Raw genomic sequence first — 21,390 nt, forward strand, 5'->3', positions numbered from 1 at the left:
GGGGTTTCCCCATGTGAGAGTAGGTCATCGTCAAGATTAAATTCCAGAACCCCTGATTGCTAACGCAATCAGGGGTTTTGTTTTTGCGCGGTCGAAAACGTTACGAGCAAACGGTTTAAAAGCCTTGCTCCCTGATCAGCTCAATCAGCGCCCTTAACCCCGCCGGCACATGACGTCTGCCTGGATAATAGAGGCGCAAGCAGTCAAAAGACGGCGTCCAATCCTCCAGGACGCGCACTAACGTCCCCTTCGCCAAATCAGCAGCGGCGTTCCATTCCGTAAGGTAGGTCAATCCCAGTCCCGCCCTGGCGGCCTCGAGCATCAGCGTCGGGTTATCCAGTGTCAAAGCGCCGTGCACCTCAACAGCAAGTGCTTCACCATGACGCTCAAACTCCCAGTGATAGATCGCACCGCCGGGCATTCGGCTGCGAATACACTGATGTGCACGCAGATCCAACGGGCTGACAGGAATGGGGTGGCGGGTAAAGTAGCCCGGGCTGCCCAATACCGCAAAACGCTGGGCCGGGCTGATATCGACGGCGATCATGTCTTGCGGCACTGTATCCCCGAGTCGAATCCCCGCATCAAATCCCTGAGCAACGATATCCACCAGGCGCCCTTCAGTGACGATATCCAGCTTCATCCGTGGATAACGCCGCAGGTATTCCAGCAGCAGTGGCATCACCTGCTTTGCCGCCCCCGCCGAGGTATTCAGGCGCAACGTGCCGCCTGGTTCTGAACTGCGATTTCCCGCCTGCTCCAAGGCCGTACGGATGCTCTGCAGCGCCGGGGTAATCGTCTCGACAAACTCTGCGCCCACTTCAGATAACGACACGCTGCGCGTAGTGCGGTTGAACAGCCTCACGCCCATCCGTGCTTCGAGCCCTGCGATAGAGTGGCTCAGTGCCGACGTCGACACATTCAACTCGGTCGCCGCTGCACGAAAACTGCGATGCCGAGCCACGGCCAGCACGGCTTCCAGCTCATTGAGTCCGGATGTATTCATTGTCCTGGTTCACTCATCAACTCATGCCGATTTGTACGGCTTATCAGCTCAATCATAGTGGCTTACCGTAGGACGCACTAGCTCAGTGTCCCGGAGGACCTATGCAACACATCAACCAGATTTACATCAACGGCGCCTTTGTGACTCCCCAGGGCGACGAACTGTTTGACCTGTTCAACCCTGCCACAGGCCAACGTATCGGCCAGGTCCGATTGGCAAATGAACAGGATGCCCTGGACGCCATCGCCGCCGCCAAGCGAGCGTTTGCCGAGTTCTCCCAAAGCACCACAGACGTACGTATCGGCTATCTCAAACGCATGCACGCAGCAGTTGAATCCATCGAAGACGAACTCACCCACGCAATCATCGAAGAATATGGCGCCCCGATTTCCCGTGCGCGATGGATGGCCAGGCACGCCGCCAGCGTCTTGCAGGATGCCGCATCTGTACTGGAAAACTACAACTTCACCCGACGCATCGGCATTGCCGAAGTGGTTATGCAGCCTCTGGGTGTGGCCGGGCTGATCACCCCATGGAACAGCAACGCCGGTTTCATCTGCGCAAAGCTCGCGGCGGCGTTAGCCGCTGGCTGTACCGCAGTGATCAAACCCAGTGAAATGAGCGCAACCCAGACGTTCATAGTCAGCTGTGCGCTGCATGACGCGGGCTTGCCTCCCGGTGTGTTCAACATCGTTACCGGCCGTGGTGAAACCGTAGGCGCCGTGTTGAGCACCCACCCCGACATCGCAAAAGTCTCGTTCACCGGCTCGACCGCTGTCGGTAAAACGATCCTGCGTGCCGGTGCCGACAGCCTGAAGCGCGTTACCCTGGAGTTGGGCGGCAAATCACCGGTTCTGATTCTCGATGATGCGGACCTCAACGTCGCAGTGCCCATGGCTCTCCAGGCCGGCTTCATGAACAGTGGCCAGGCCTGCATCGCCGGTACCCGGATCCTTGTACCTGAAAGTCGCCTGGCTGAAATCGAAGCGCTGATGATCGAGGAGGTCGCCAAAGTACAAGCCGGAAATCCCCGTGATCCGGCCACCGCTGTCGGCCCTATGGTCAGCCATAAGCAATGGGAACGCGTGCAGCGCTACATTCAAATCGGAGTCGAGGAGGGCGCCCTTCTATTAGCGGGCGGGCCGGGCTTGCCAGAGGGGATCACGGCGGGCTGGTTCGTGAGACCGACGGTATTCAGCCGCGTGACCAATCAAATGACCATCGCCCGCGAGGAGATTTTCGGCCCGGTGCTCTCGATCATTACCTACGCAACCGAGGAGGAAGCACTGACCATCGCCAACGACACGCCCTACGGCCTCCAGGCGTATATCCTGTCATCAGATCCGCAGCGTGCTCACAGGTTAGCCAGCCACATCGATGCTGGCCGAGTCCTGATCAACACCTTGGCCCATGAGCCACTTGCCCCGTTTGGCGGTTTCAAACAGTCGGGGATTGGCCGCGAGTACGGCACGTTCGGCCTGGAAGCCTTCCTGGAGCCGAAGTCGATCCTGAGCTGATTCTCAGCATAAAAACGCATGAGTAAGGCCGACGACCCAAACCAAAGTGCATGAAGAGGCTCCATAAGCACACCGTTCAGGGAAATCGATGCAAAGTGTTTCTGCATTTTTGGTATGGTGCAGCACATTTTCACAAGGACGGATTTCACTTGCGCAGGAAGCGGCGTCGACCTTATTCAACGAGATGCTGTAGAAATGCCTGAACCAATACCGATCAAGGATCACGAAAAAGAAAACCGCCTGGTCAACAAGCGGCTGCTGGCCTGTGCGCTGCTGGTAATCGGCATCACTTGCGCCTTGGTAGGCCGGATGTACTTCCTGCAGGTGGTGCAGTACGACTATCACTCTACGATTTCCGAAAACAATCGCGTCCACGTCCTGCCGATTACCCCGACGCGGGGCTTGATCTATGACCGCAACGGCGTAGTCCTTGCCGACAACCGCCCCAGCTACAACTTGATCATCACCCGAGAGCGCACGACCGACCTTAAAGGTGAGTTGGACGAAATCGTCAGCCTCCTGCATCTGCCCGCCGAAGATCGCGGTGTGTTTGATAAGGCGCTCAAGCAGGCCCGTCATCCGTTCGTGCCCGTCACCCTGTTTTACGAACTGACGGAAGAACAGATCGCCGTGCTGGCCGTCAACGAATTCCGTCTTCCCGGTGTGGATGTCGAGCCGCAATTCGTCCGGCATTACCCGCTGGGTGCACACTTTGCCCACTCCATTGGCTACGTCGGCCGGATCAACGAAAAAGAATCCAAGGCCCTCGACTCGGTGGAGTACCGCGGCACGCAGTCCATTGGTAAAACCGGTATCGAGCGCTTCTATGAGTCCGAACTGCATGGGCACGTAGGCTATGAAGAGGTCGAGACCAACGCCCAGGGCCGGGTGCTGCGGGTGCTCAAGCACACCGACCCGATCCCCGGCAAAAACATCGTGTTGAGCCTGGACGTCAAACTCCAGGAAGCCGCTGAAGAAGCCCTTGGCGATCGGCGCGGCTCGGTGGTTGCCCTGGACCCGGCAACCGGCGAAGTCCTCGCGATGGTCAGCAAGCCAAGCTTTGACCCGAACCTGTTCGTTACCGGCATCAGCTTCAAGGAATACGCCGCACTTCACGATTCCCTCGACCGGCCGCTGTTCAACCGTGTGCTGCGTGGGCTTTATGCGCCGGGCTCGACGATCAAGCCGGAAGTGGCCATCGCCGGCCTCGACAGTGGCGTCGTCACCGCCCAGACCCGTGTGTTCGACCCGGGCTACTACCAACTCCCGGATTTTGACCACAAATACCGCAACTGGAACCACAGTGGCGACGGCTGGGTGGACATGGACGCGGCGATCATGCGCTCCAACGACACCTACTTCTATGACCTGGCCCACAAGCTGGGCATTGACCGCCTGCACGACTACCTGGCCGAGTTCGGCCTCGGCCAGAAGGTCTCGCTGGACATGTTCGAAGAGTCGGCCGGCTTGATGCCTTCCCAGGCCTGGAAGCGCGCCACCCGGCGCCAACCATGGTTCCCGGGCGAAACCGTGATCCTCGGCATTGGCCAGGGCTACATGCAGGTCACCCCGTTGCAACTGGCCCAGGCCACAGCCCTGATCGCCAACAAAGGCGTGTGGAACCGCCCGCACTTGGCCAAGACCATCAACGGCGTGCCGCCAGTGGATGAAAACCCGATGCCCAACGTGGTCCTCAAGGACCCGCGTGACTGGGAACAGGTCAACCACGGCATGCAGTTGGTAATGCACGACCCACGTGGTATCGCCAGGGCAGCAGCGCTGGGCGCGCAATACCGGATTGCCGGCAAGAGTGGTACCGCACAGGTGGTGGCGATCAAGCAGGGCGAACGCTACAACCGTCTCAAGACCCTGGAACGCAACCGCGACAATGCCCTGTTCGTCGGCTTCGCCCCGGCCGAACACCCCCGGATCGTGATTTCGGTGATGATCGAGAACGGCGAGGCCGGTGGCCGCGTGGCGGGGCCGGTGGTGCGGCAGATCATGGACGCCTGGCTGCTCGACCAGGAAGGCCACTTGAAGCCGCAATATGCGACCCCCAGCAAGGCGCCGGGTGACCCCCACGTTTGAGGCCACAAGGGCATGACGCCGTCATGCCTTATCCCTTTTCAAAGGTTGCGCATTGGTCGATGTCGCCTACTGTCAATACAGGAGGTGTCTCATGCACGAATCAAATGAAATAAAACGTAAAGTCCTGCTCAACGCTCCACGTCAACGCATTTGGGAAGCACTGACCGATGCCGAGCAATTCGGCAGCTGGTTTGGCATCGCCCTCAAGGGCAAGCAGTTTGCCCAGGGCCGGGCCATCGAAGCCCCGATTACTTACCCGGGTTACGAGCACGTGGTGTGGAAGGCGAGAATCGAACGCCTTGAGCCGCAGACGCGGTTCTCGTTCAGTTGGCATCCCTATGCCGTAGACCAGGAGGTGGATTACGACACGGAAACCCCCACGCTGGTGGAGTTCACCCTTGAGGATCACGCCGAGGGCATCCTGTTGCGGGTGGTGGAGTCAGGTTTTGACGCGATCCCGGACGCACGCCGCCAAAAGGCCTACAAGAAGAACTCCCGAGGCTGGGACGATCAGATGAATAACATCGAAGACTATTTGGCGAAATCCCATCAGCCGTGAGCTGATGGGGCGCCGTCGCCATCAGCCCTCGTGGGCGGTGCTGATTTGCAGGGTGTCGGTGTAGGTCACCAGCACGCTCTGGCCGACTTTGAGGTTTTTTAGCCCGGCGCGAATTTCCGGTTTTTCCACGGTCAGCACTTTGCTCTGGCCGGCTGGGTTTTCCAGGGTCACCTGGTTTTTCTTCAGGTCGATGTGGGTGATCTTCAACTGCACCTGTACCTGGCGGAAAGCCGCACCGCCAGGGTTTGGGTTATCCGCGGTAGCGCGCAGCACGCCGGCTTTTTCGGTGGCGTCCGGTGCGCTCTTGTCGATGTCGGTGTCCAGCACGGCCGCAACCGAGTGCGTCACCAGCACCTTGACCTGATCACCTACCTTCAGATTGCCCAAGTCCTTGGCCTGATCGCTGAGCTGCACATGCACCTCACGGCCTTCGGCGCCCTGCAGTACCACCTGATGGCTGGCGGCATCCACTTTGAGCACCTTGGTGGTCACCTCATCGGCTTCCAGGGACTTGGACAGCGGGATATCGGCGGCATGTGCCGTCAAGGCACCAGCGGACAGGAGCATAGCCAGGGCAATGGCCTGGCGAAGAGGGCGAATTACGTTCATTGAGTGGACTTCCATGTAAGAGGAGCCCTGAGTCTAGTGGCGAGTTCGCGATTCGCAAATTCGCCACTGGATTGAACGCCTACTTGATCACCACCGGATTCACCGGCGCACCACTGCCGCCGACGATCTTCAACGGCGCCGCGGTGTAGAGGAATTTCCACTGGCCGTCGTCCGCGCAATCAGCGGCCAGTTCCTCCAGCAGCACGATTTCGGTGAAGGCGATGCCCAGGTTGCGCATCAGCGCGCAATGCAGCGGAATCTGCACCCCCGACACCGGATCGGTGATCACCTCGTTGGCGATCGTATCGGTCACCAGGTTGGGGATTTCCATCTCATGGAACCACTCCACCAGCTCCCGGCTGTAGGTCAGCCCCGGCTCCATCAGGTCCTTGAAGAACTCGGCTTTACCCAGCTCATAAAACGCGCCCATGGAGCCGGTGCGGATGATCAGGATGTCGCGCTTTTCAATGGTCACACCCTGGGCCTTGGCGGCGTCGAGCAAGTCCAGGTGGTTGAAGGTTTCGCCACGGCCCAGGCATTTCTTGCCGCGATGGCGGGCCATGTCGATCAGCACCGCGCGCCCAACCACGCCACGCTCGGCAATCGCCAGCACGCTGGCCTTAGCCATGCCGCCGACAGTGGTCTGGGCGTCGTAGCCGTTCCACAGTTGATTGTCATACCAGGCGTGGCCGAGGGCGTCGTACTGGGTCGAGCCTTGCAGCTGCATGAAGATCACGTCGTCGGAATACGCCGCGCCGCCGGTCATGTGTGGCTGTTTGCCGAAATGGTAATGGCTGTGGTCGAGGGTGTTGAAGCGCATCGACGGGTTACGCGCCGGCCACATCGGGTCGCCGTCGGGATGGCCGATCTGCACTTGCAGGGTAAACGTCTTGCCCTGGCGCACCGACGCCACGCCGCGCAGCACTTCGGTTTCAGTCAGGTAATTGAGGGCGCCGACTTCGTCGTCCGGTCCCCATTTACCCCAGTTCTTTGGCAGGCCTTCAAGCAATTGTCGGGTGTTCGGCTCATTCTTATTATGAAGATCACACATAGCAATTCCGGTCCCTGTGAGAGTGAGTTACGCGCAGCGACCGCCATCGACTTCCAGGCAGGTGCCAGTGATGAACGCCGCCTCGTCCGACGCCAGGTACAGGCAGGCGTTGGCCACGTCTTGCGGGGTGGAAAAGCGCCCCAGAGGAATGGTCGCCATGAACTTCTGGCGGTTTTGCGGGGTGTCCGGCACGCCCATGAACTCGCTGAGCAACGCCGTGGCACCCACTACCGGGTTCACGCAGTTGACGCGGATATTGTCCGGCCCCAGCTCTGCCGCCATGGTCTTGCTCATGACCACCACTGCACCCTTGCTGCCGTTATACCAGACCAGCCCCGGGCGCGGACGGATCGCCGCGGTGGAGGCAATGTTGACGAACACACCACCGCCCTGGCCGCGAAAGTGCGGCACAAAATGCCTGGCGCTCAGGAAGATGCTTTTGACGTTGACCGCAAACACCCGGTCGAACTCGGCCTCGTCGACCTCCAGCATCGGCCGGTTGCGGTGGGTGGTGCCGGCATTGTTGATGACGATATCCAGGCCGCCGAATTGCTCCAGCGTGCCGCGCAGCAGGGCGCCCATGCTTTCATCGTTGGCCACGTTGACCTCGATGAAATGCGCATGGCCGCCGCTTTCGGCAATTTCATTCACTACGCGCTGACCGCCGACGGCATTCATGTCAGCGACGATAACCTTGGCGCCCTGGCGGGCGAAGGTCTTGGCGATGCCCTCGCCAAAACCCGAACCGGCGCCGGTGACGATTGCAATTTTATTGGCTAAACGCATGGTGTGTTCTCCGTTCTTGTTGTTGTGAGGAATCAACCGTGTTTGATCGCAATGGTCTTCAAGGTGGTAAAGCCCAGCAGCGCCTCGAAGCCTTTTTCCCGGCCGTAACCGCTGGCCTTCACCCCGCCAAATGGCAGTTCGACGCCGCCACCGGCGCCATAGTTATTGATGAACACCTGGCCACAACGCAGCTTGCGCGCCAGGCGCAGTTGCCGAGCGCCGTCGCGGGTCCATACGCCGGCTACCAGGCCAAACTCGGTGCCGTTGGCCAGGCGGATGGCTTCGGCTTCATCGTCGAAAGGCATCACGGCCAATACCGGGCCAAAGACTTCCTGTTGCGCCAGGCGACTGTCTGGCGGCACGTCGCGAAACAGCACCGCTTCCTGGAAATACCCGCCGCTGCCGGCCTCGGCCACCACTGTCCCACGTGCGGCGACGCTGATCCCGGCCTGTTCGGCTTCGCGAATAAACTCGCGCACCTGGCGTTGCTGCTTCTGGTTGATCAGCGGGCCCATGTCCAGGTCCAGCGCCGAAGGCCCGGCGCGCAGTTCACTGAAACGCTGGCTGAGGCGCGCAAGCAGGGTTTCGTAAATGCTGCGCTCCACCAGCAAACGGCTGCCGGCCGAGCAGGTTTGCCCGCAGTTCTGCACGATGGCGTTCACCAGCACCGGCAGTGCTTCATCCAGGTCGGCATCGGCAAATACCAATTGCGGCGACTTGCCGCCCAGCTCCAGGGTCACCGGGCAGTGGCGTTCGGCGGCGGCTTTCGACACCGCAGTGCCGGTGGCGGTGGAGCCGGTGAAGGAAATGTGGTCGATGCCTGGGTGTGCGCATAATGCTGCGCCGGCTTCATAGCCATAACCGGTCACCACATTGATCGTGCCGGCCGGGAAGCCGACCTCGGCGGCAATCTCCGCCAGCCTTAGTAAAGACAAGCTGGCATCTTCCGCCGGCTTGACCACACAGGCATTGCCCGCCGCCAACGAGGCGCCGACGCTGCGCCCGAAAATCTGCATCGGGTAATTCCACGGGATGATATGCCCGGTCACGCCATGGGGTTCGCGTACCGTCAGCACGGTGTAGCCGGCCTGGTACGGCAGGGTTTCACCGTGCAGCTTGTCGGCGGCCCCGGCGTAGTACTCGAAATAACGGGCGAGGGCGGTGGCATCGGCGCGGGCGACTTTCAGCGCCTTACCGGTGTCCCGCGCTTCGATCTGCGCCAGTTCCTCATGATGTTCCAGCACCGCCATGCCGAGCTTGGCCAGCAAGCGGCTGCGCTCCACGGCAGACAACGAGCCCCACGGCCCATCGAAGGTTTCCCCGAGTGCCAGGCGCGCCGCGCTGATCGCCGCATCGATATCGGCAGCGGTGCCACGGGCAATGCTCGAATAGCGTTCGCCGGTGCTGGGGTCGATCACCGGAATGTCTTCCCGTGAAGTCGAGGCCAGCCATTGGTTGGCGATGTAATGTGCGTTGGTCATGTTCAGCTCCTGTTCCCGCAAACGCATTCGGCGATGGCGCGGCCCACGTCGACGGTGCTGGCGCTGCCGCCCATTTCGCGGGTGCGCGGGCCTTCGGCAAGCACCGTTTCGATGGCATACACGATGGCCGCCGCGGCTTCCTGATAAAGCGGATCACCGTCACCCAGGTGCTCGATCATCAGCGCCGCCGACCAGATTTGCCCGATAGGGTTGGCTACGCCCAGCCCGGCAATGTCCGGCGCCGAACCGTGTACCGGTTCAAACAACGACGGGTAACGCCGCTGCGGATTCAGGTTGGCCGACGGCGCAATACCAATGGTGCCGGTGCAGGCCGGGCCAAGGTCGGACAGGATGTCGCCAAACAGATTGGAGGCCACCACCACATCGAACCAGTCAGGATGCTGCACGAAGTGCGCACACAGAATGTCGATGTGAAACTTGGTGGTCTTCACGTCCGGGTAGCGTCGGGCAATCTCGTTCACCCGCTCGTCCCAGAACGGCATGGTGATCGAGATACCATTGGATTTAGTCGCCGCCACCAGGTTTTTGCGGGGCCGCTGTTGCGCCAGTTTGAAGGCGTAGTCCACCACGCGGTCCACGCCTTCACGGGAGAAGATCGACTCCTGCACCGCGATTTCCCGGGAGGTGCCTTCCCACATCCGCCCACCGACGCTGGAGTATTCGCCCTCGGTGTTTTCCCGCACCACGATAAAGTCGATGTCTCCCGGCACGCGGCCAGCCAGCGGGCAGGGCACACCAGGCATCAGGCGTACCGGGCGGATGTTCACGTATTGGTCAAACTGGCGGCGGATCTTCAACAGTGACTCCCACACGGCGGTGTGGTCGGCAATGATGTCTGGCGCACCCACGGCGCCGAAAAAGATCGCGTCATGGCTGCCAATCTGCTCGGCCCAGTCGTGCGGCATCATCGTGCCGTGGGCCAGGTAGTGCTCGCTGCACCAGGCAAAGTGGTCGAAGTGAAAGTGGATACCGAAGCGCCGGCTGACGGCATCGAGTACCCGCAGGCCTTCGGGCACGACTTCGCGGCCGATGCCGTCGCCGGGAATCACGGCGATGCGGTGGGTGGAGCGGGTGTGGGATTGGGACACGCCGTGTCTCCTGTGTTGTTTTTATAGGAAGGTCTGGCGAGGGCATTCTTGGCACAGCTGTAACGACAGGGGAATTGCTCATTGTGAAATCGGCCTTCGCAAAATTCGAAGGCCGAAGGTTTATGCAGGGTTGGCGCTGAGGTAGTCGAAGAGCGCCAGGCTGGTCAACGAAGGCTGTTCCTTGCGCATGCACAGGTACATCTGTCGGTCGGCCCAGCTGTCGTCGATTTCGATAAAGCGCAAGGCCATCTCCTTGCGGAAAATCTGCACCGCGCCCTGTGGCAGCACGCCCACGCCTTGGCCTGCGGCAATCAAACGGCACACCGCTTCGAAACTGCGCACCTGCATCCGCAGCCGCAACGGCATGCCGATGGCCGCGGCGGCTTCGGTAATCAGCGGGGTAATCGCGGCGTTGTCTTCCAGGCCGACGAACTCATAGCCGAGCAAATCCTCGAAGCGCGCGTGGCGCATTTTTAGCGGATGGTCATTGGGCACGATCAGGCACAGGCGGTCCTGGCAGTAGGGTTCAAACCGCAGCTCTTCGCTGGGCCGGGTGGTGACGATGCCGACGTCCGCCACGCCCTCGCGCACGGCCTGGAGGATTTCCCGGCTGCGCTCCTCGCGAATGTCCAGGCGGATGCCCGGGTGCAAGGTATTCCACTGAGTCAGCTGGCGCGGCAGCTCCTGGCTCATCGCCGAACTGTTGGCGTACAGGCACACCCGGCCGGTGGCGCCCTTGGCGTAGTCGGCGAGGTCGGCATGCATGCCGTCCACTGCCCGCAGGATCGACTGCGCATGCTGGGCCAACACTTCCCCGGCCGCCGTCGGTGAAACGCCGGTGGAGGTGCGGGTCAGCAGGGCAACCTTGAAGTGCTGCTCCAGCAGCGACAGGCGTCGGCTGGCGGCAGAGAGGGAGAGATGCGATTGCTCGGCCGCCCGGGACAGGTTGCCCAGCTTGACCGCCTTGAGGAACAGCTCGATGGAAGTGAGGTCGGGGGACATGCCGGGGTCCTTGTGCGCAGTGGGTGAAAAACTACGCAGTTGCGACCCCGGTGTCCAACCCGGGTTAGAGGTCATTTCCGTTAAATCGCCGCGCCGTGGCACAGGCCGAGTAGAATCACGCCCTGAAAGCGATTCTTGAGGTGTGGCAAGGTGGATTTACAGCAGGGGTTTGTCCTGACCCGGCATTGGCGCGACACCCCGGCAGGCACGGAGGTCAGCTTCTGGCTGGCCACCGATCAAGGCCCAAGGTTTGTGCGCTTGCCGGTGCAGACCTCCGTGATGTTCATCCCCCAGGCCCATCGCAAGCCTGCCGAGCTGCAGCTCAAGGGCGAGCGCGGCATCGAGTTGCGCGACCTGGCGCTCTGCGACTTCCACCATCGCCCGGTGCTGGGCCTCTACACCAAGCAGCACCGCCAATTGATGGACCTGGAAAAGCGCCTGCGCAAAGCCGGTATTGACGTCTACGAAGGCGATGTACGCCCGCCTGATCGCTACATGATGGAACGCTTCATCACCGCGCCGGTGTGGTTCGGCGGCACGCCGGGCGAGGGCGGCATGCTGGTGGAGGCACAGATGAAGCCCGCGCCGGATTACCGTCCACCACTCAAGCTGGTGTCGCTGGACATCGAGACCACCGCCCAGGGCGACCTCTATTCCATCGCTCTCGAAGGCTGCGGCGAACGCCAGGTGTACATGCTCGGCCCGCCGAACAAAACCGACGCGGTGGACTTCAAACTCGACTACTGCGACACCCGCGCCGAACTGCTCGAACGCCTGAACCTGTGGCTCGCCACCCACGACCCCGACGCGATTATCGGCTGGAACCTGGTGCAGTTCGACCTGCGTGTTTTGCACGAACATGCGCAGCGCCTGAACGTGCCGCTGCTGCTGGGCCGTGGCGGTGATGCCATGGGCTGGCGCGAGCATGGCAGCCGCAACCACTACTTCGCCGCAGCGGCCGGGCGGCTGATCATCGACGGCATCGAAGCCTTGCGTTCGGCCACCTGGAGTTTTGAATCGTTCAGCCTGGAAAACGTCGCCCAGACCTTGCTCGGCGAAGGCAAATCGATCGCCACGCCGTACCAGCGCATGGACGAAATCAACCGCATGTTCGCCGAGGACAAGCCGGCACTCGCGCGCTACAACCTCAAGGATTGCGAGCTGGTGACGCGGATTTTCGAGAAGACTGAGCTGCTGAAGTTCCTCCTCGAACGCGCCAGCGTCACCGGCCTGCCGGCGGACCGCAACGGTGGTTCGGTGGCGGCCTTCACTCACCTGTATATGCCGCTGATGCACCGCCAGGGCTTCGTCGCGCCGAACCTGGGAGACAAACCGCCCCAGGCCAGCCCCGGCGGGTTCGTGATGGACTCGCGCCCCGGCCTCTATGAATCGGTGCTGGTGCTCGACTACAAAAGCCTCTACCCGTCGATCATCCGCAGCTTCCTGATCGACCCGTTGGGCCTGGTCGAAGGCCTGCGCCATCCCGAAGACAGTGAGTCGGTCGAAGGCTTTCGCGGTGCGCGGTTTTCGCGTACCCGGCATTGCCTGCCATCGATTGTCGCGCGGGTTTCCGAAGGCCGCGAAGTGGCCAAGCGCGAACACAACGCGCCGCTGTCCCAGGCGCTGAAGATCATCATGAACGCCTTCTACGGCGTACTCGGCTCCAGCGGTTGCCGCTTCTTCGACACCCGGCTGGCGTCGTCCATCACCCTGCGCGGCCATCAGATCATGCGCCAGACCCGCGAGCTGGTTGAAGCTCGGGGTTATGAAGTGATCTACGGCGACACCGACTCGACCTTCGTCTGGCTCGGCAGCGCGCATTCCCAAGAGGACGCCGCACGTATCGGCCTGGACCTGGTACAGCACGTCAACACCTGGTGGCGCGAGCGCCTGCACAATGAGTTTGGCCTGCAAAGCGCCCTGGAGCTGCAATACGAAACCCACTTCAGCCGCTTCCTGATGCCGACCATTCGCGGTGCCGAAGAGGGCAGCAAAAAGCGCTACGCCGGGCTGGTCACCCGCGCCGACGGCAGCGAAGAAATGATCTACAAAGGCCTGGAAACCGTACGCAGCGACTGGTCGCCCCTGGCCCGGCAATTCCAACAGGAGCTCTACCAGCGGATCTTCCACCGCCAGCCCCATCAGGATTACGTGCGCGACTACGTACGCCGCACCTTGAGCGGTGAGCTCGACGAATTGCTGATCTACCGCAAACGCCTGCGCCGGCAACTGGGCGACTACGAACGCAACGTGCCGCCCCACGTACGTGCCGCACGATTGGCGGATGAATACAACGACCGCCAGGGCCGCCCGCGCCAGTACCAGAACGGTGGCTGGATCCGCTACGTGATCACCGTCAACGGCCCCGAACCGCTGGAGGTGCGCCAGGCGCCGATCGACTACGACCACTACGTCACCCGGCAGCTGCAACCGGTAGCGGATGCGATCCTGCCGTTTGTAAACGACGACTTTGGCACCCTGGTGGGCGGGCAGATGGGCTTGTTCTAAAACGGCTTGCCTTGCAGTGGCCAGAGCCTGCAATCTTGACCACTGACGAGCACCAGGCAGCGCAACTTCCATGTGCGGGTGCAGTTCACCGCCGGTGAACTGAATGAGAAATCCCAGGCAACGATCCTGCGCCTCGGTGCGCTTGAGCATCATTGATCCGCAATAGCCGCAGGTGAAGGCGCGGTTGCAAGCCAGGCGAGCTTGCTAGGGCTTGTGGCTCAGTTCTTCCACCAACTCATCCATCCGGTCGGCAATCTTCGGCGTGGTCGACAACACAAAGCCTTTTTGCGTGCCCACATAGGTCTCGACGATATACAGCGTGTCGCCCACATCCAGCCCCAGCTCCTGCAAGGCTTCGTCTGGCAGGCGAATGGCGCCGTCGCCGTCCCAGTCTTCGATCGTGACGCGTTTGCTGTGCATGATGGCTTCCCGTTGAACGATTGAACGGCCTAGCCTAACACCTCAACCCACTGCAGGAGCCTTGGCAATGGTCACGATGAGCAACCGCAATCAAAAGAAACAATGAGGCGTAAGGTGGCTAAACGCCTTGCTTCGCGGGCGTCCTGACCTACGCTTTCTGAAGTTGTCGTAGGAATCATCCTTGAATTTGACTGTCGCACACATGAAACTCAAGAAACCTGCATGGAATTCAAAGGAGGTGTGCATGCTCATCCGGTCGCTGACCCTGGCTACCTTGATGGCTTTTACGGGGCCGCTGCTGGCCGCGGATGATCTCAATCCACTCAAGCAGGATTTGGGTAAATCCCGTCCGTTGGTGGTGGTGGAACTCGACTCCGGCAACCCGACGTTGGCCACCCTCAAGAAACAGCTGGAGGAGCCTGCCAACAAGCAGTCCTTTGAAGAGCGCAACATGGTGCTCTACACCGTGTCATTCGGCAGCATCGGCGCCGAAGGCGAGAAGTTCGCCAAGGACGCGAAGGACAACAAGAAGCTCGCACCGCCTGAAACCAACGCGCTGATCCGGGCACTCAAATTGGGCGCCGGCAGTGGCACCAAAGTGATTCTGGTGGGCAAGGACGGCGAGAAGAAACTCGAGAAGACCGTGCCACCAGATACCCTCAACCTGGCGGAGTTCTTCAGCGCGATTGACCAGATGCCCCAGGCTGAAAAGAACCTGGCCGCCCCGGCCGAGCCTGAGCCTGCTGCCCCGGCGGCTGGCAAGCCGGGCGCCAAGGCTGGCAAGAACACCAAGCATCCTGCGCCGCAACCATCCTTGGACGATTGAACCCTCGCAAGAGCCGGCCAGTCGGTGCGCCGGGCGTTTCTCTGGTCTCAGCCATGGCGAAAAACCATTGTGGGAGCCGGGCTTGCCCGCGATGAGGGACAGACAGTCGACATAGAGTTGACTGACAGTCGGCCATCGCGGGCAAGCCCGGCTCCCACGGGGTTATGCGCCGTTTGAAAAAACTACGTTCCAGGCTTCTCCCCAGCCACCACCGGCGCCTTGCGCACCGGAAACGGAAAGTAGAAAAACCGCAAAAACGCCACCCGCTTGATCACCTCGCCGATCAACAACGGCACCACCACTGCCACCACCAGCCCGATGCTCGCGGACAACAGCGGATGCAGCCCCACGCGCTCCATCAAGTCCACGGTCTTGTGCTGAATCTCCCCGTGGAAGATCAACAGAATCAACGTCGACTGCCCGATGTAGGTCATGGCCCGCGTCAGCACCCCCGAGACCATCATCACCCCGGCCAGCGCCCAGCACACATACACCCCGATCACCGCCAGCAAACTGGTCCACAACCAGTGGTCGTAGCGCCGCTGTGCCAGGTCCATGGTGTCCCAACTGTAGATAAACACCAGCGCAAACAGCGCCATTGCCCCCAGGAGGGTCAGCAGTGAACTCTGGTGGCGGCGCAACACGTCCCGCAGCAGATAACCGAAGATGAAATAGGTGCTGCTGATCAGCGTTACATCAAGGCTGAACGGCAGCCCCGGCATCGTCCACGTCTGCTCCCCGACGGTCACCGGCACCTGCCAGAACCACGGAAGGGTCCAGATCCCGAGCATCAGTTGCAGGGTGATCACCACACAGCTCACGGGCAGTGACAAGCCCAGGCGCTGCATCAGCCGCAACATCACCCAGCCGAACAGAATCGCCACCCAAAAGTGCGGCAAGAACCACAGCGCCTGCCATGGAATGGTGTCCACCGAGGCATACAGCACGCCGCCGATGTCTGGCAGCAGCGCCTGGCCGCGCAGCAGGTCGCGGATCAGGATGTACACCAGCATGGTGAAGAAGAACGGCTTGAGCAATGCATCGGCCTTGCGCACCGCCATCTCGACAAAGGGTTGCTCGGGCTTGAAAAACACCCCGGAAAGAAAGAAGAACAGCGGCAGGATAAACACCGCCAGCAGCGGGTACAGCAAGTCCAGGGAGCTGGCGACAAACCAGCTGTGCCCGAACACGATAATCAGGATGCCAATACCCTTGGCAATATCCATTTGAATCCAGCGTTTTTTCACCTGACTGCTCCCACTCTATAAATCTGCTTTGCGCCACGGCTTGAGCCACAGGCCCATGCCCAGCAACACCACGGCCCCGGCCAGGGTGCTCAAACCCAACTGCAGCCATATGCCCTGAACCCGAAACAACACCAGTGCCGCCACACCCATCGCCAGAGCACTCAACACCCAGTGGCGCTTCCAGGGCAGGGCGCCGAGCAAACCCTGGCGTTGCATCAGCAGTAACGCGGTGCACAGCACGCCGGCCAGCGCGGCCAGCGGGATGCCCGCCAGGCCAAACACAAACGGCAGCATACCCAGCAGCACCACGTTGACCAGGCTGCCCAGCAACTCGCAACGCAGCGGCTGGCGGGTGTCGCCGGCGGCGTAGGCATAACGCGCCAGCAGGGCATTCCAGGCGCCGAATACCAGCGGTACGGCAAACCAGGCCAGCAGCAGCGGCAACGGCGAATCCAGCGACTGCTTTGGCAGCAACAACGCCACCAGGCTCGGCGCTGCCGCCACCAGCCCGACGCCGGCAGGCAGGGTCAGCAGGCTGGCGGTCTCCAGGCCGCGCTTGAGCAGGGCCAGGCGCTCGTCGCCCTGGCGCCGGCTCATCATGCCCAGCAGCACCTGGTTGAGGCTCATCAGCGCAATCAGCGGCAAGTTCATCAGCTTGCGGGCCAGGTTGACCCACGTCACCGCGCCTTCACCCAGCAAGGACGCCACCAGCCGCTCAATCAATGCCAAGCCCTGGCTGGCGCCGTTGCTCAACAGTAACGGCCCGATGCGCCCGCCCAGCTCACGCAATTCCAATGTCGAAGCGCGCAACCGCCACGGCCGCCAACCCAGGCGCACCATCGATGGCAACAGCGCCAGCGGCATCAGCAGGCTGCCGGTCAGGCAGGCCAATGCCAGCGCGTGCGGTTGGGTGGCGGTGCCGGCCAGGGCGAGGTAGGTCACCGGCGGCAGGTTGAACAGCAACGAACCGAGCCCCGCGACCACAAAGCGCTCGCTGGCCTGCAACGGAATACTGAACAGTGCATGCAGCATCAGCCCCGGCACGCTCCAGGCAAGGATCTGCAAGTTGCTGCTGGCAAGGCTGGTGGCCGTTTGCGCGAGCCCCGGGCCGAGCAGTTGCACCAGCCACGGCGCCAGCAGCGTCAACAGCAGGCTGGTCAGCAGGGCAATCAATAGCAGCGCCGGGAACAACACCGCCAGCCAGTCCAGGCGCTCGCCGTCCTTGCGTTGCAGGTACAGCGGCAGGGCGGCGGCACTCAGCACGCCACCGGCCAGCGACATGCGCAACGCTTCGGGCAAGAACAGCGCAATCAGGAACGCATCACTGCGCTCGCCCGCCCCCCAGGCCGCCACCAACAACCACTCACGGGCAAACCCGAGGCACAGCCCCAGCAAGGTCGCCAGGGTCAACCAGAACGCCGATCCGAGCATGCCTAGGGTCCGACGCTGTCGAGCACGGGCTTGCGAAAGCGCAAGGCCTTCGCCTGTGGCAGCCGCGCCGGAAACAGTCGCCGCGCCTCCAGCACGTTGATCCCTACCATCAGCCAGAACAGCGCAATCATCACCAGGGCAAAACTGAAGTAGTGGTCAAAAAAGCCGCTGACCAATGCCGACAGGATCCCGGCCGTGCTGCCCAGCCAGATCGCGTTGTCCTTGGTCAGGCGGATCGGGCCGATCTCCGGCCGGGACTCGCGCCACCAGCGCCAGGTCACGGCGATAAACAGCAGCATGCTGATCACGCCGGTCTTGTAGACGAAGTTCAGCCACAGGTTGGAGATCCCCAGCAAATGTGTGCCGGGCACCGGCGGGTCAACCTTGAAGCCAATGCCCAGCGGGTAACTGGCCACGGCCTGGGGGAACATCCGGTATTCGTCAAAGCGCACTTCGGTACTCGCATTCTGTGTCGAAAAAATCGTCGCCAGACGCTCCTGCAACGGTGGGTAAGACACCACCAGCGCCGCCGCCAATGCCAGGGCGATCATCAGCAACCGCCCGGTGTACGGCACTCGCCGCGACGCCATCCAGATCAGCACCAGCGCCAGGCTGACCATCGCGCCCCGGCTACTGGCCAGTAGTAAGGCCGCTGCGCCCAGGCACGCAACGCCCAGGCCGAGGCCGCGTTTCCAGCCGGTGTTGGTGATGCCGTAGCAGAACGCCAATGGCAGCAGCAACGCCATGATCCCGCCAGTGGCGTTAGGGTGCATCCACGGCGAACCCATGCGCGAGGCCATGGCATCCAGGCCAAGGGACAACGTGTCGATGCTGCCGTAGTTCATCAGGGTCAGGATCGGCAGCATGCCCGAAGCCGAGCGCGTACGGATAAACACCCCGATAGACATCACCAGCATCGCCAGGGTGCCCAGCAGCAGTGCAATCACCAGGGCTTCGCGGTTCTTCTGTTCAACCAGCAGCTTGGCGGCGAGGAACAGCACCGACAGGTTCAGCAACCAGCGCAGCCAGTTGGCCAGGCCGCTGGCCTGGGCGGTAATGCTCACTTGGCCGACGATAAACGGCACCACCGTGAAGATCATCAGCCACAGTAGCATCCGGTCGGTTGGGCGCCGGGACAGCGATGGCACGGCAGGCATGCGTGACAGGAAGCCGTGCCAGATCACCGCGGCCCACGTCAGGGCAATAAGCGCCTCGCTGACCGTACTGCGAATCCCCAGGTTGAGGGTGGAGTAGGGCATGAACGTCGCCACCAGGGCGAACAGCAGTAGCCCCCAGAACGGGAACCGTAAAATCGTCACGGCGGCGGCCATGCCGATCACCGCCAGCACGGCCTTGGCCGGGGAAAGGAATAGGATCAACCCACCAAACAGCAGGCCGAAGACGATGGCGACGAGGCTACCCAGTGAGATTCTCAATTCAATTCCTCGATCAGTTCGGCCAGGCGCCGACGGTAGGCCTGGTGGTTGAAGCGTTCGGCCCAGCTGCGTAACTGTTCAGGTGGCTGTTCAATAGGGTGGTCGGCCAGGTGCAGCATCAACTGCACCAATGCTGCGCCGTCGGTGGGTGAAAAACGCGGCGCCAAGGGTGGAGTAATTTCGTCCAGCGAGGTACCGCTGGCCACCGCGACCGGGGTGCCGACGCTCAGGGCTTCGATCACCGGCAAGCCAAAGCCTTCCGCGTAGGAAGGCTGCCACAGGCGCGAGGCCTTGCGGTAGAGCCCGTGCAGTTCGGCGTCAGATACACCGCTCAACGCGCGTATGCCGGGGTAGTTGCGTTGCGCTTCGGGCAAATGCTCCAGGCTGCCCACCAGCACCAGTTCCGGCACGCTGGGCGACTGGCTGCGCGCCTGCTGCCAGGCGTTCACCAGGAACGGCACGTTCTTGCGCAGTTCCCGGGTGCCCACCAGCAGCCAATAGCGCTCGGGCAATTGCCGGGCCGAGAGGTCCGCTGGCAGTCCGACAAAACCGACCACCTGGTTGGGCAGCACACGAATCTTGCCTGCCGCCTTGGGAAACAGCCGTACGGTTTCATCGGCACTGTATTGCGAAGGCGTCCACACCCGGTCTGCCGTGTGCACCGCGTAGGTGATCGACAAGCGATCGCTGGCCTTGTAGATCATCGCCTTCAGGCGATTGGCGTGGTAGTTGTCCAGGGTGATCTGAAACAGGTCATGCAGCAGCACCACGGTGCGCAGGCCTTTGGGCTTGGGTGGCAGCGGCAGGCCCATATTGAAGGTGCTGATGTACACATCGATGTGCTCGTTGCGCAGGGCCTTGGGCAAGAACCCCGCCTCGAAACGCAGGCGCTGATGAGGTTGGTGCATTGCAGTCTTGGCGCAGCCCCAGTCCGGGCAATGGGCGTTCAGGCGCAGTTCGTCGCCCAGCGGCGCGACACTGAAGCGTTCCAGCTCGATGCCGGGCATAGCGCGCAGGGCATCTTCCAGGGCGTACACCTGGCGGCTGATGCCTGATTGCGGCGAGGTGCCGACGGTGCGGTAATCGAGGCCTACGCGCATGCCGGCTCCTTTTGGCTCAGGGGCGACAGTTGCGCGTACACCTGCTCCAACTGGCTCGCGGCGACGCTCCAGTCGTGGGCGCGGCGCACATAGGCGCGACCGGCTTCGCCCATCGGGGCGGCGACTTCAGGCTGTTGCAGCAGGCGCACCACGGCGTCGGCCAGGCTGTCGGCGGTCTGGCCGCCGAGGTAGTCAAGGCCTTCCACCAGGTCCAGCCCGGACACGCCCTGGTCGGTACTCGCCAGCGGCAGGCCGGCCGCGAGTGCCTCAAGCACTTTGAGCTTGGAGCCGCCGCCATGGCGCAACGGCGCCAAAAACACCGAGCAACTCGATTGCAGGGCCAGCAGGTTGGGGACAAACCCTTGCCACTCAATGCGCCCGTCCTTCCAGCGTTCCCGCCAGCTTTCGGGCATACCAAAGCCGCAGACACTCATGCGCGCGTCAGGGCAGCGGGCCCAGACCTTTGGCAGGATTTCATCCAGAGCCCATTCGATGGCATCGACGTTGGGTGCGTATTCGTAGTTGCCGAGAAACAGCACGCGGCGGGTCGCCGGGTCGGGGCGGGCAGCGGCGAAGTGCGCGCAATCCACGCCGTTGACCACCACCGGCACCGGTTTGCCGGTAATCTGCGCCAGGGTCTGGGCGTCGGCTTCGGTCACGGCAACCACTTGCGCCGCCTGGCGCATCACCCGGCGTTCCCAGCGGGCGTAGCGCCATTGATCGTAGCGAATGAACGGCAGCGCCCAGCCGGGCAAGCGGTCGTAGGTGGCGGCGCCGAGGGACGACTCCACATTGTGTTCGGTCAGTACAAACGGCTGGGAGCGGCGGGCCAGCGCACTTTCGTAAGGCTGGAAGGTGTACGTGTGCTCGATCTGCACCACGTCCCAATGTTCCACCAGCAACTGCTCAAACGTGTCCTGCAGTGCACCCGACAAGCCATTCACGCTGACCAGCAGCGGGTACGGCGCAAACAGCCCGGCCAGCAGGGTTTTCAGGCTACGCAGCGGGCGGCGCGGCAGCACGATCAGTTGTTCCAGGAAGGTTTCCAGCACCTGGCGATCGGTCAGCGATACGGCGTTCTTGTCATGCAACAGCAGGGTGATCCGATGCCCGCGCGCCGCCAGGCTGCGCAGCAAATGAAACTGGCGCGTCTTGCCACCGCTGGTAGCGGGCCAAGGCGAGTAGGGCAGGATCCAGAGGATGCGCATGGGTGG

Annotated in this window: 18 protein-coding genes; 5 read left to right on the forward strand and 13 right to left on the reverse strand. The window is 62.0% G+C overall.

Annotated elements, in window-relative coordinates:
- Positions 1-115 precede the first annotated feature (115 nt).
- Positions 116-1,006, reverse strand: a complete 891-nt coding sequence (locus ACZRN6_RS19380; RefSeq protein ID WP_464008558.1) for a LysR family transcriptional regulator — start codon at positions 1,004-1,006, stop codon at positions 116-118.
- A 101-nt stretch (positions 1,007-1,107) separates the two neighbouring features.
- Between ACZRN6_RS19380 and ACZRN6_RS19385 the strand changes: the two genes are divergently transcribed.
- The 3 genes from ACZRN6_RS19385 to ACZRN6_RS19395 all read left to right on the forward strand — a co-directional run bounded on the left by ACZRN6_RS19385 (position 1,108) and on the right by ACZRN6_RS19395 (position 5,170).
- Entirely contained in the window at positions 1,108-2,523 is a 1,416-nt protein-coding gene (locus ACZRN6_RS19385) for an aldehyde dehydrogenase family protein (protein WP_464008559.1), read from the forward strand.
- A 195-nt stretch (positions 2,524-2,718) separates the two neighbouring features.
- Positions 2,719-4,611 (forward strand): penicillin-binding protein 2, encoded by a 1,893-nt coding sequence (mrdA, locus tag ACZRN6_RS19390; protein ID WP_322146272.1) that lies wholly within the window; start codon positions 2,719-2,721, stop codon positions 4,609-4,611.
- A gap of 91 nt (positions 4,612-4,702) precedes the next feature.
- On the forward strand, positions 4,703-5,170 hold the full coding sequence (locus tag ACZRN6_RS19395; RefSeq protein WP_322146271.1) for an SRPBCC family protein: 468 nt from the start codon (positions 4,703-4,705) through the stop codon (positions 5,168-5,170).
- Between the two features lie 21 nt (positions 5,171-5,191).
- Here ACZRN6_RS19395 and ACZRN6_RS19400 read toward each other — a convergent pair whose 3' ends face one another.
- From ACZRN6_RS19400 to ACZRN6_RS19425, 6 genes are all read right to left on the reverse strand, one after another.
- Positions 5,192-5,779: a hypothetical protein gene (locus ACZRN6_RS19400; protein WP_464008560.1), complete on the reverse strand. Its 588-nt coding sequence runs from the start codon at positions 5,777-5,779 to the stop codon at positions 5,192-5,194.
- A gap of 79 nt (positions 5,780-5,858) precedes the next feature.
- Positions 5,859-6,830, reverse strand: a complete 972-nt coding sequence (locus ACZRN6_RS19405) for a cyclase family protein (protein WP_322146269.1) — start codon at positions 6,828-6,830, stop codon at positions 5,859-5,861.
- A gap of 27 nt (positions 6,831-6,857) precedes the next feature.
- Positions 6,858-7,616 carry an SDR family oxidoreductase gene (locus ACZRN6_RS19410; RefSeq protein ID WP_464008561.1) on the reverse strand — a complete coding sequence of 253 codons (759 nt, stop codon included), beginning with the start codon at positions 7,614-7,616 and terminating at the stop codon, positions 6,858-6,860.
- 32 nt (positions 7,617-7,648) lie between these two features.
- Positions 7,649-9,097 carry an aldehyde dehydrogenase family protein gene (locus tag ACZRN6_RS19415; protein ID WP_464008562.1) on the reverse strand — a complete coding sequence of 483 codons (1,449 nt, stop codon included), beginning with the start codon at positions 9,095-9,097 and terminating at the stop codon, positions 7,649-7,651.
- Between the two features lie 2 nt (positions 9,098-9,099).
- Positions 9,100-10,206, reverse strand: coding sequence for a tartrate dehydrogenase (locus ACZRN6_RS19420; protein WP_464008563.1), 1,107 nt, complete (start codon positions 10,204-10,206; stop codon positions 9,100-9,102).
- Between the two features lie 120 nt (positions 10,207-10,326).
- Entirely contained in the window at positions 10,327-11,208 is an 882-nt protein-coding gene (locus ACZRN6_RS19425; protein ID WP_464008564.1) for a LysR family transcriptional regulator, read from the reverse strand.
- A gap of 150 nt (positions 11,209-11,358) precedes the next feature.
- On the opposite strand from ACZRN6_RS19425, the gene ACZRN6_RS19430 reads away from it, so the two are divergent.
- Entirely contained in the window at positions 11,359-13,716 is a 2,358-nt protein-coding gene (locus ACZRN6_RS19430) for a DNA polymerase II (protein WP_464008565.1), read from the forward strand.
- 204 nt (positions 13,717-13,920) lie between these two features.
- On the opposite strand, the gene ACZRN6_RS19435 is transcribed toward ACZRN6_RS19430, so the two are convergent.
- Complete coding sequence (locus ACZRN6_RS19435) at positions 13,921-14,136, reverse strand: AbrB/MazE/SpoVT family DNA-binding domain-containing protein (protein ID WP_003208231.1); 216 nt, start codon at positions 14,134-14,136, stop codon at positions 13,921-13,923.
- Positions 14,137-14,380: 244 nt separating this feature from the next.
- Between ACZRN6_RS19435 and ACZRN6_RS19440 the strand changes: the two genes are divergently transcribed.
- On the forward strand, positions 14,381-14,962 hold the full coding sequence (locus ACZRN6_RS19440) for a DUF4174 domain-containing protein (protein ID WP_322146264.1): 582 nt from the start codon (positions 14,381-14,383) through the stop codon (positions 14,960-14,962).
- 182 nt (positions 14,963-15,144) lie between these two features.
- Here the strand turns inward: ACZRN6_RS19440 and ACZRN6_RS19445 are convergent, their stop codons facing one another.
- Genes ACZRN6_RS19445 through ACZRN6_RS19465 form a run of 5 tightly spaced genes read right to left on the reverse strand, consistent with a single transcriptional unit; the run spans position 15,145 to position 21,384 of the window.
- Complete coding sequence (locus ACZRN6_RS19445) at positions 15,145-16,188, reverse strand: acyltransferase family protein (protein ID WP_464008566.1); 1,044 nt, start codon at positions 16,186-16,188, stop codon at positions 15,145-15,147.
- Positions 16,189-16,224: 36 nt separating this feature from the next.
- Complete coding sequence (gene murJ / locus ACZRN6_RS19450; RefSeq protein ID WP_322146262.1) at positions 16,225-17,640, reverse strand: murein biosynthesis integral membrane protein MurJ; 1,416 nt, start codon at positions 17,638-17,640, stop codon at positions 16,225-16,227.
- A 2-nt stretch (positions 17,641-17,642) separates the two neighbouring features.
- Positions 17,643-19,070: an O-antigen ligase family protein gene (locus tag ACZRN6_RS19455; protein ID WP_464008628.1), complete on the reverse strand. Its 1,428-nt coding sequence runs from the start codon at positions 19,068-19,070 to the stop codon at positions 17,643-17,645.
- Positions 19,071-19,072: 2 nt separating this feature from the next.
- Complete coding sequence (locus ACZRN6_RS19460) at positions 19,073-20,176, reverse strand: glycosyltransferase family 4 protein (RefSeq protein WP_464008567.1); 1,104 nt, start codon at positions 20,174-20,176, stop codon at positions 19,073-19,075.
- On the reverse strand, positions 20,167-21,384 hold the full coding sequence (locus tag ACZRN6_RS19465) for a glycosyltransferase family 4 protein (protein WP_464008568.1): 1,218 nt from the start codon (positions 21,382-21,384) through the stop codon (positions 20,167-20,169). Before ACZRN6_RS19465 ends, ACZRN6_RS19460 begins: the two co-directional genes overlap by 10 nt.
- Between the last annotated feature and the right edge of the window lie 6 nt (positions 21,385-21,390).

This window comes from Pseudomonas sp. A125, assembly GCF_055409485.1.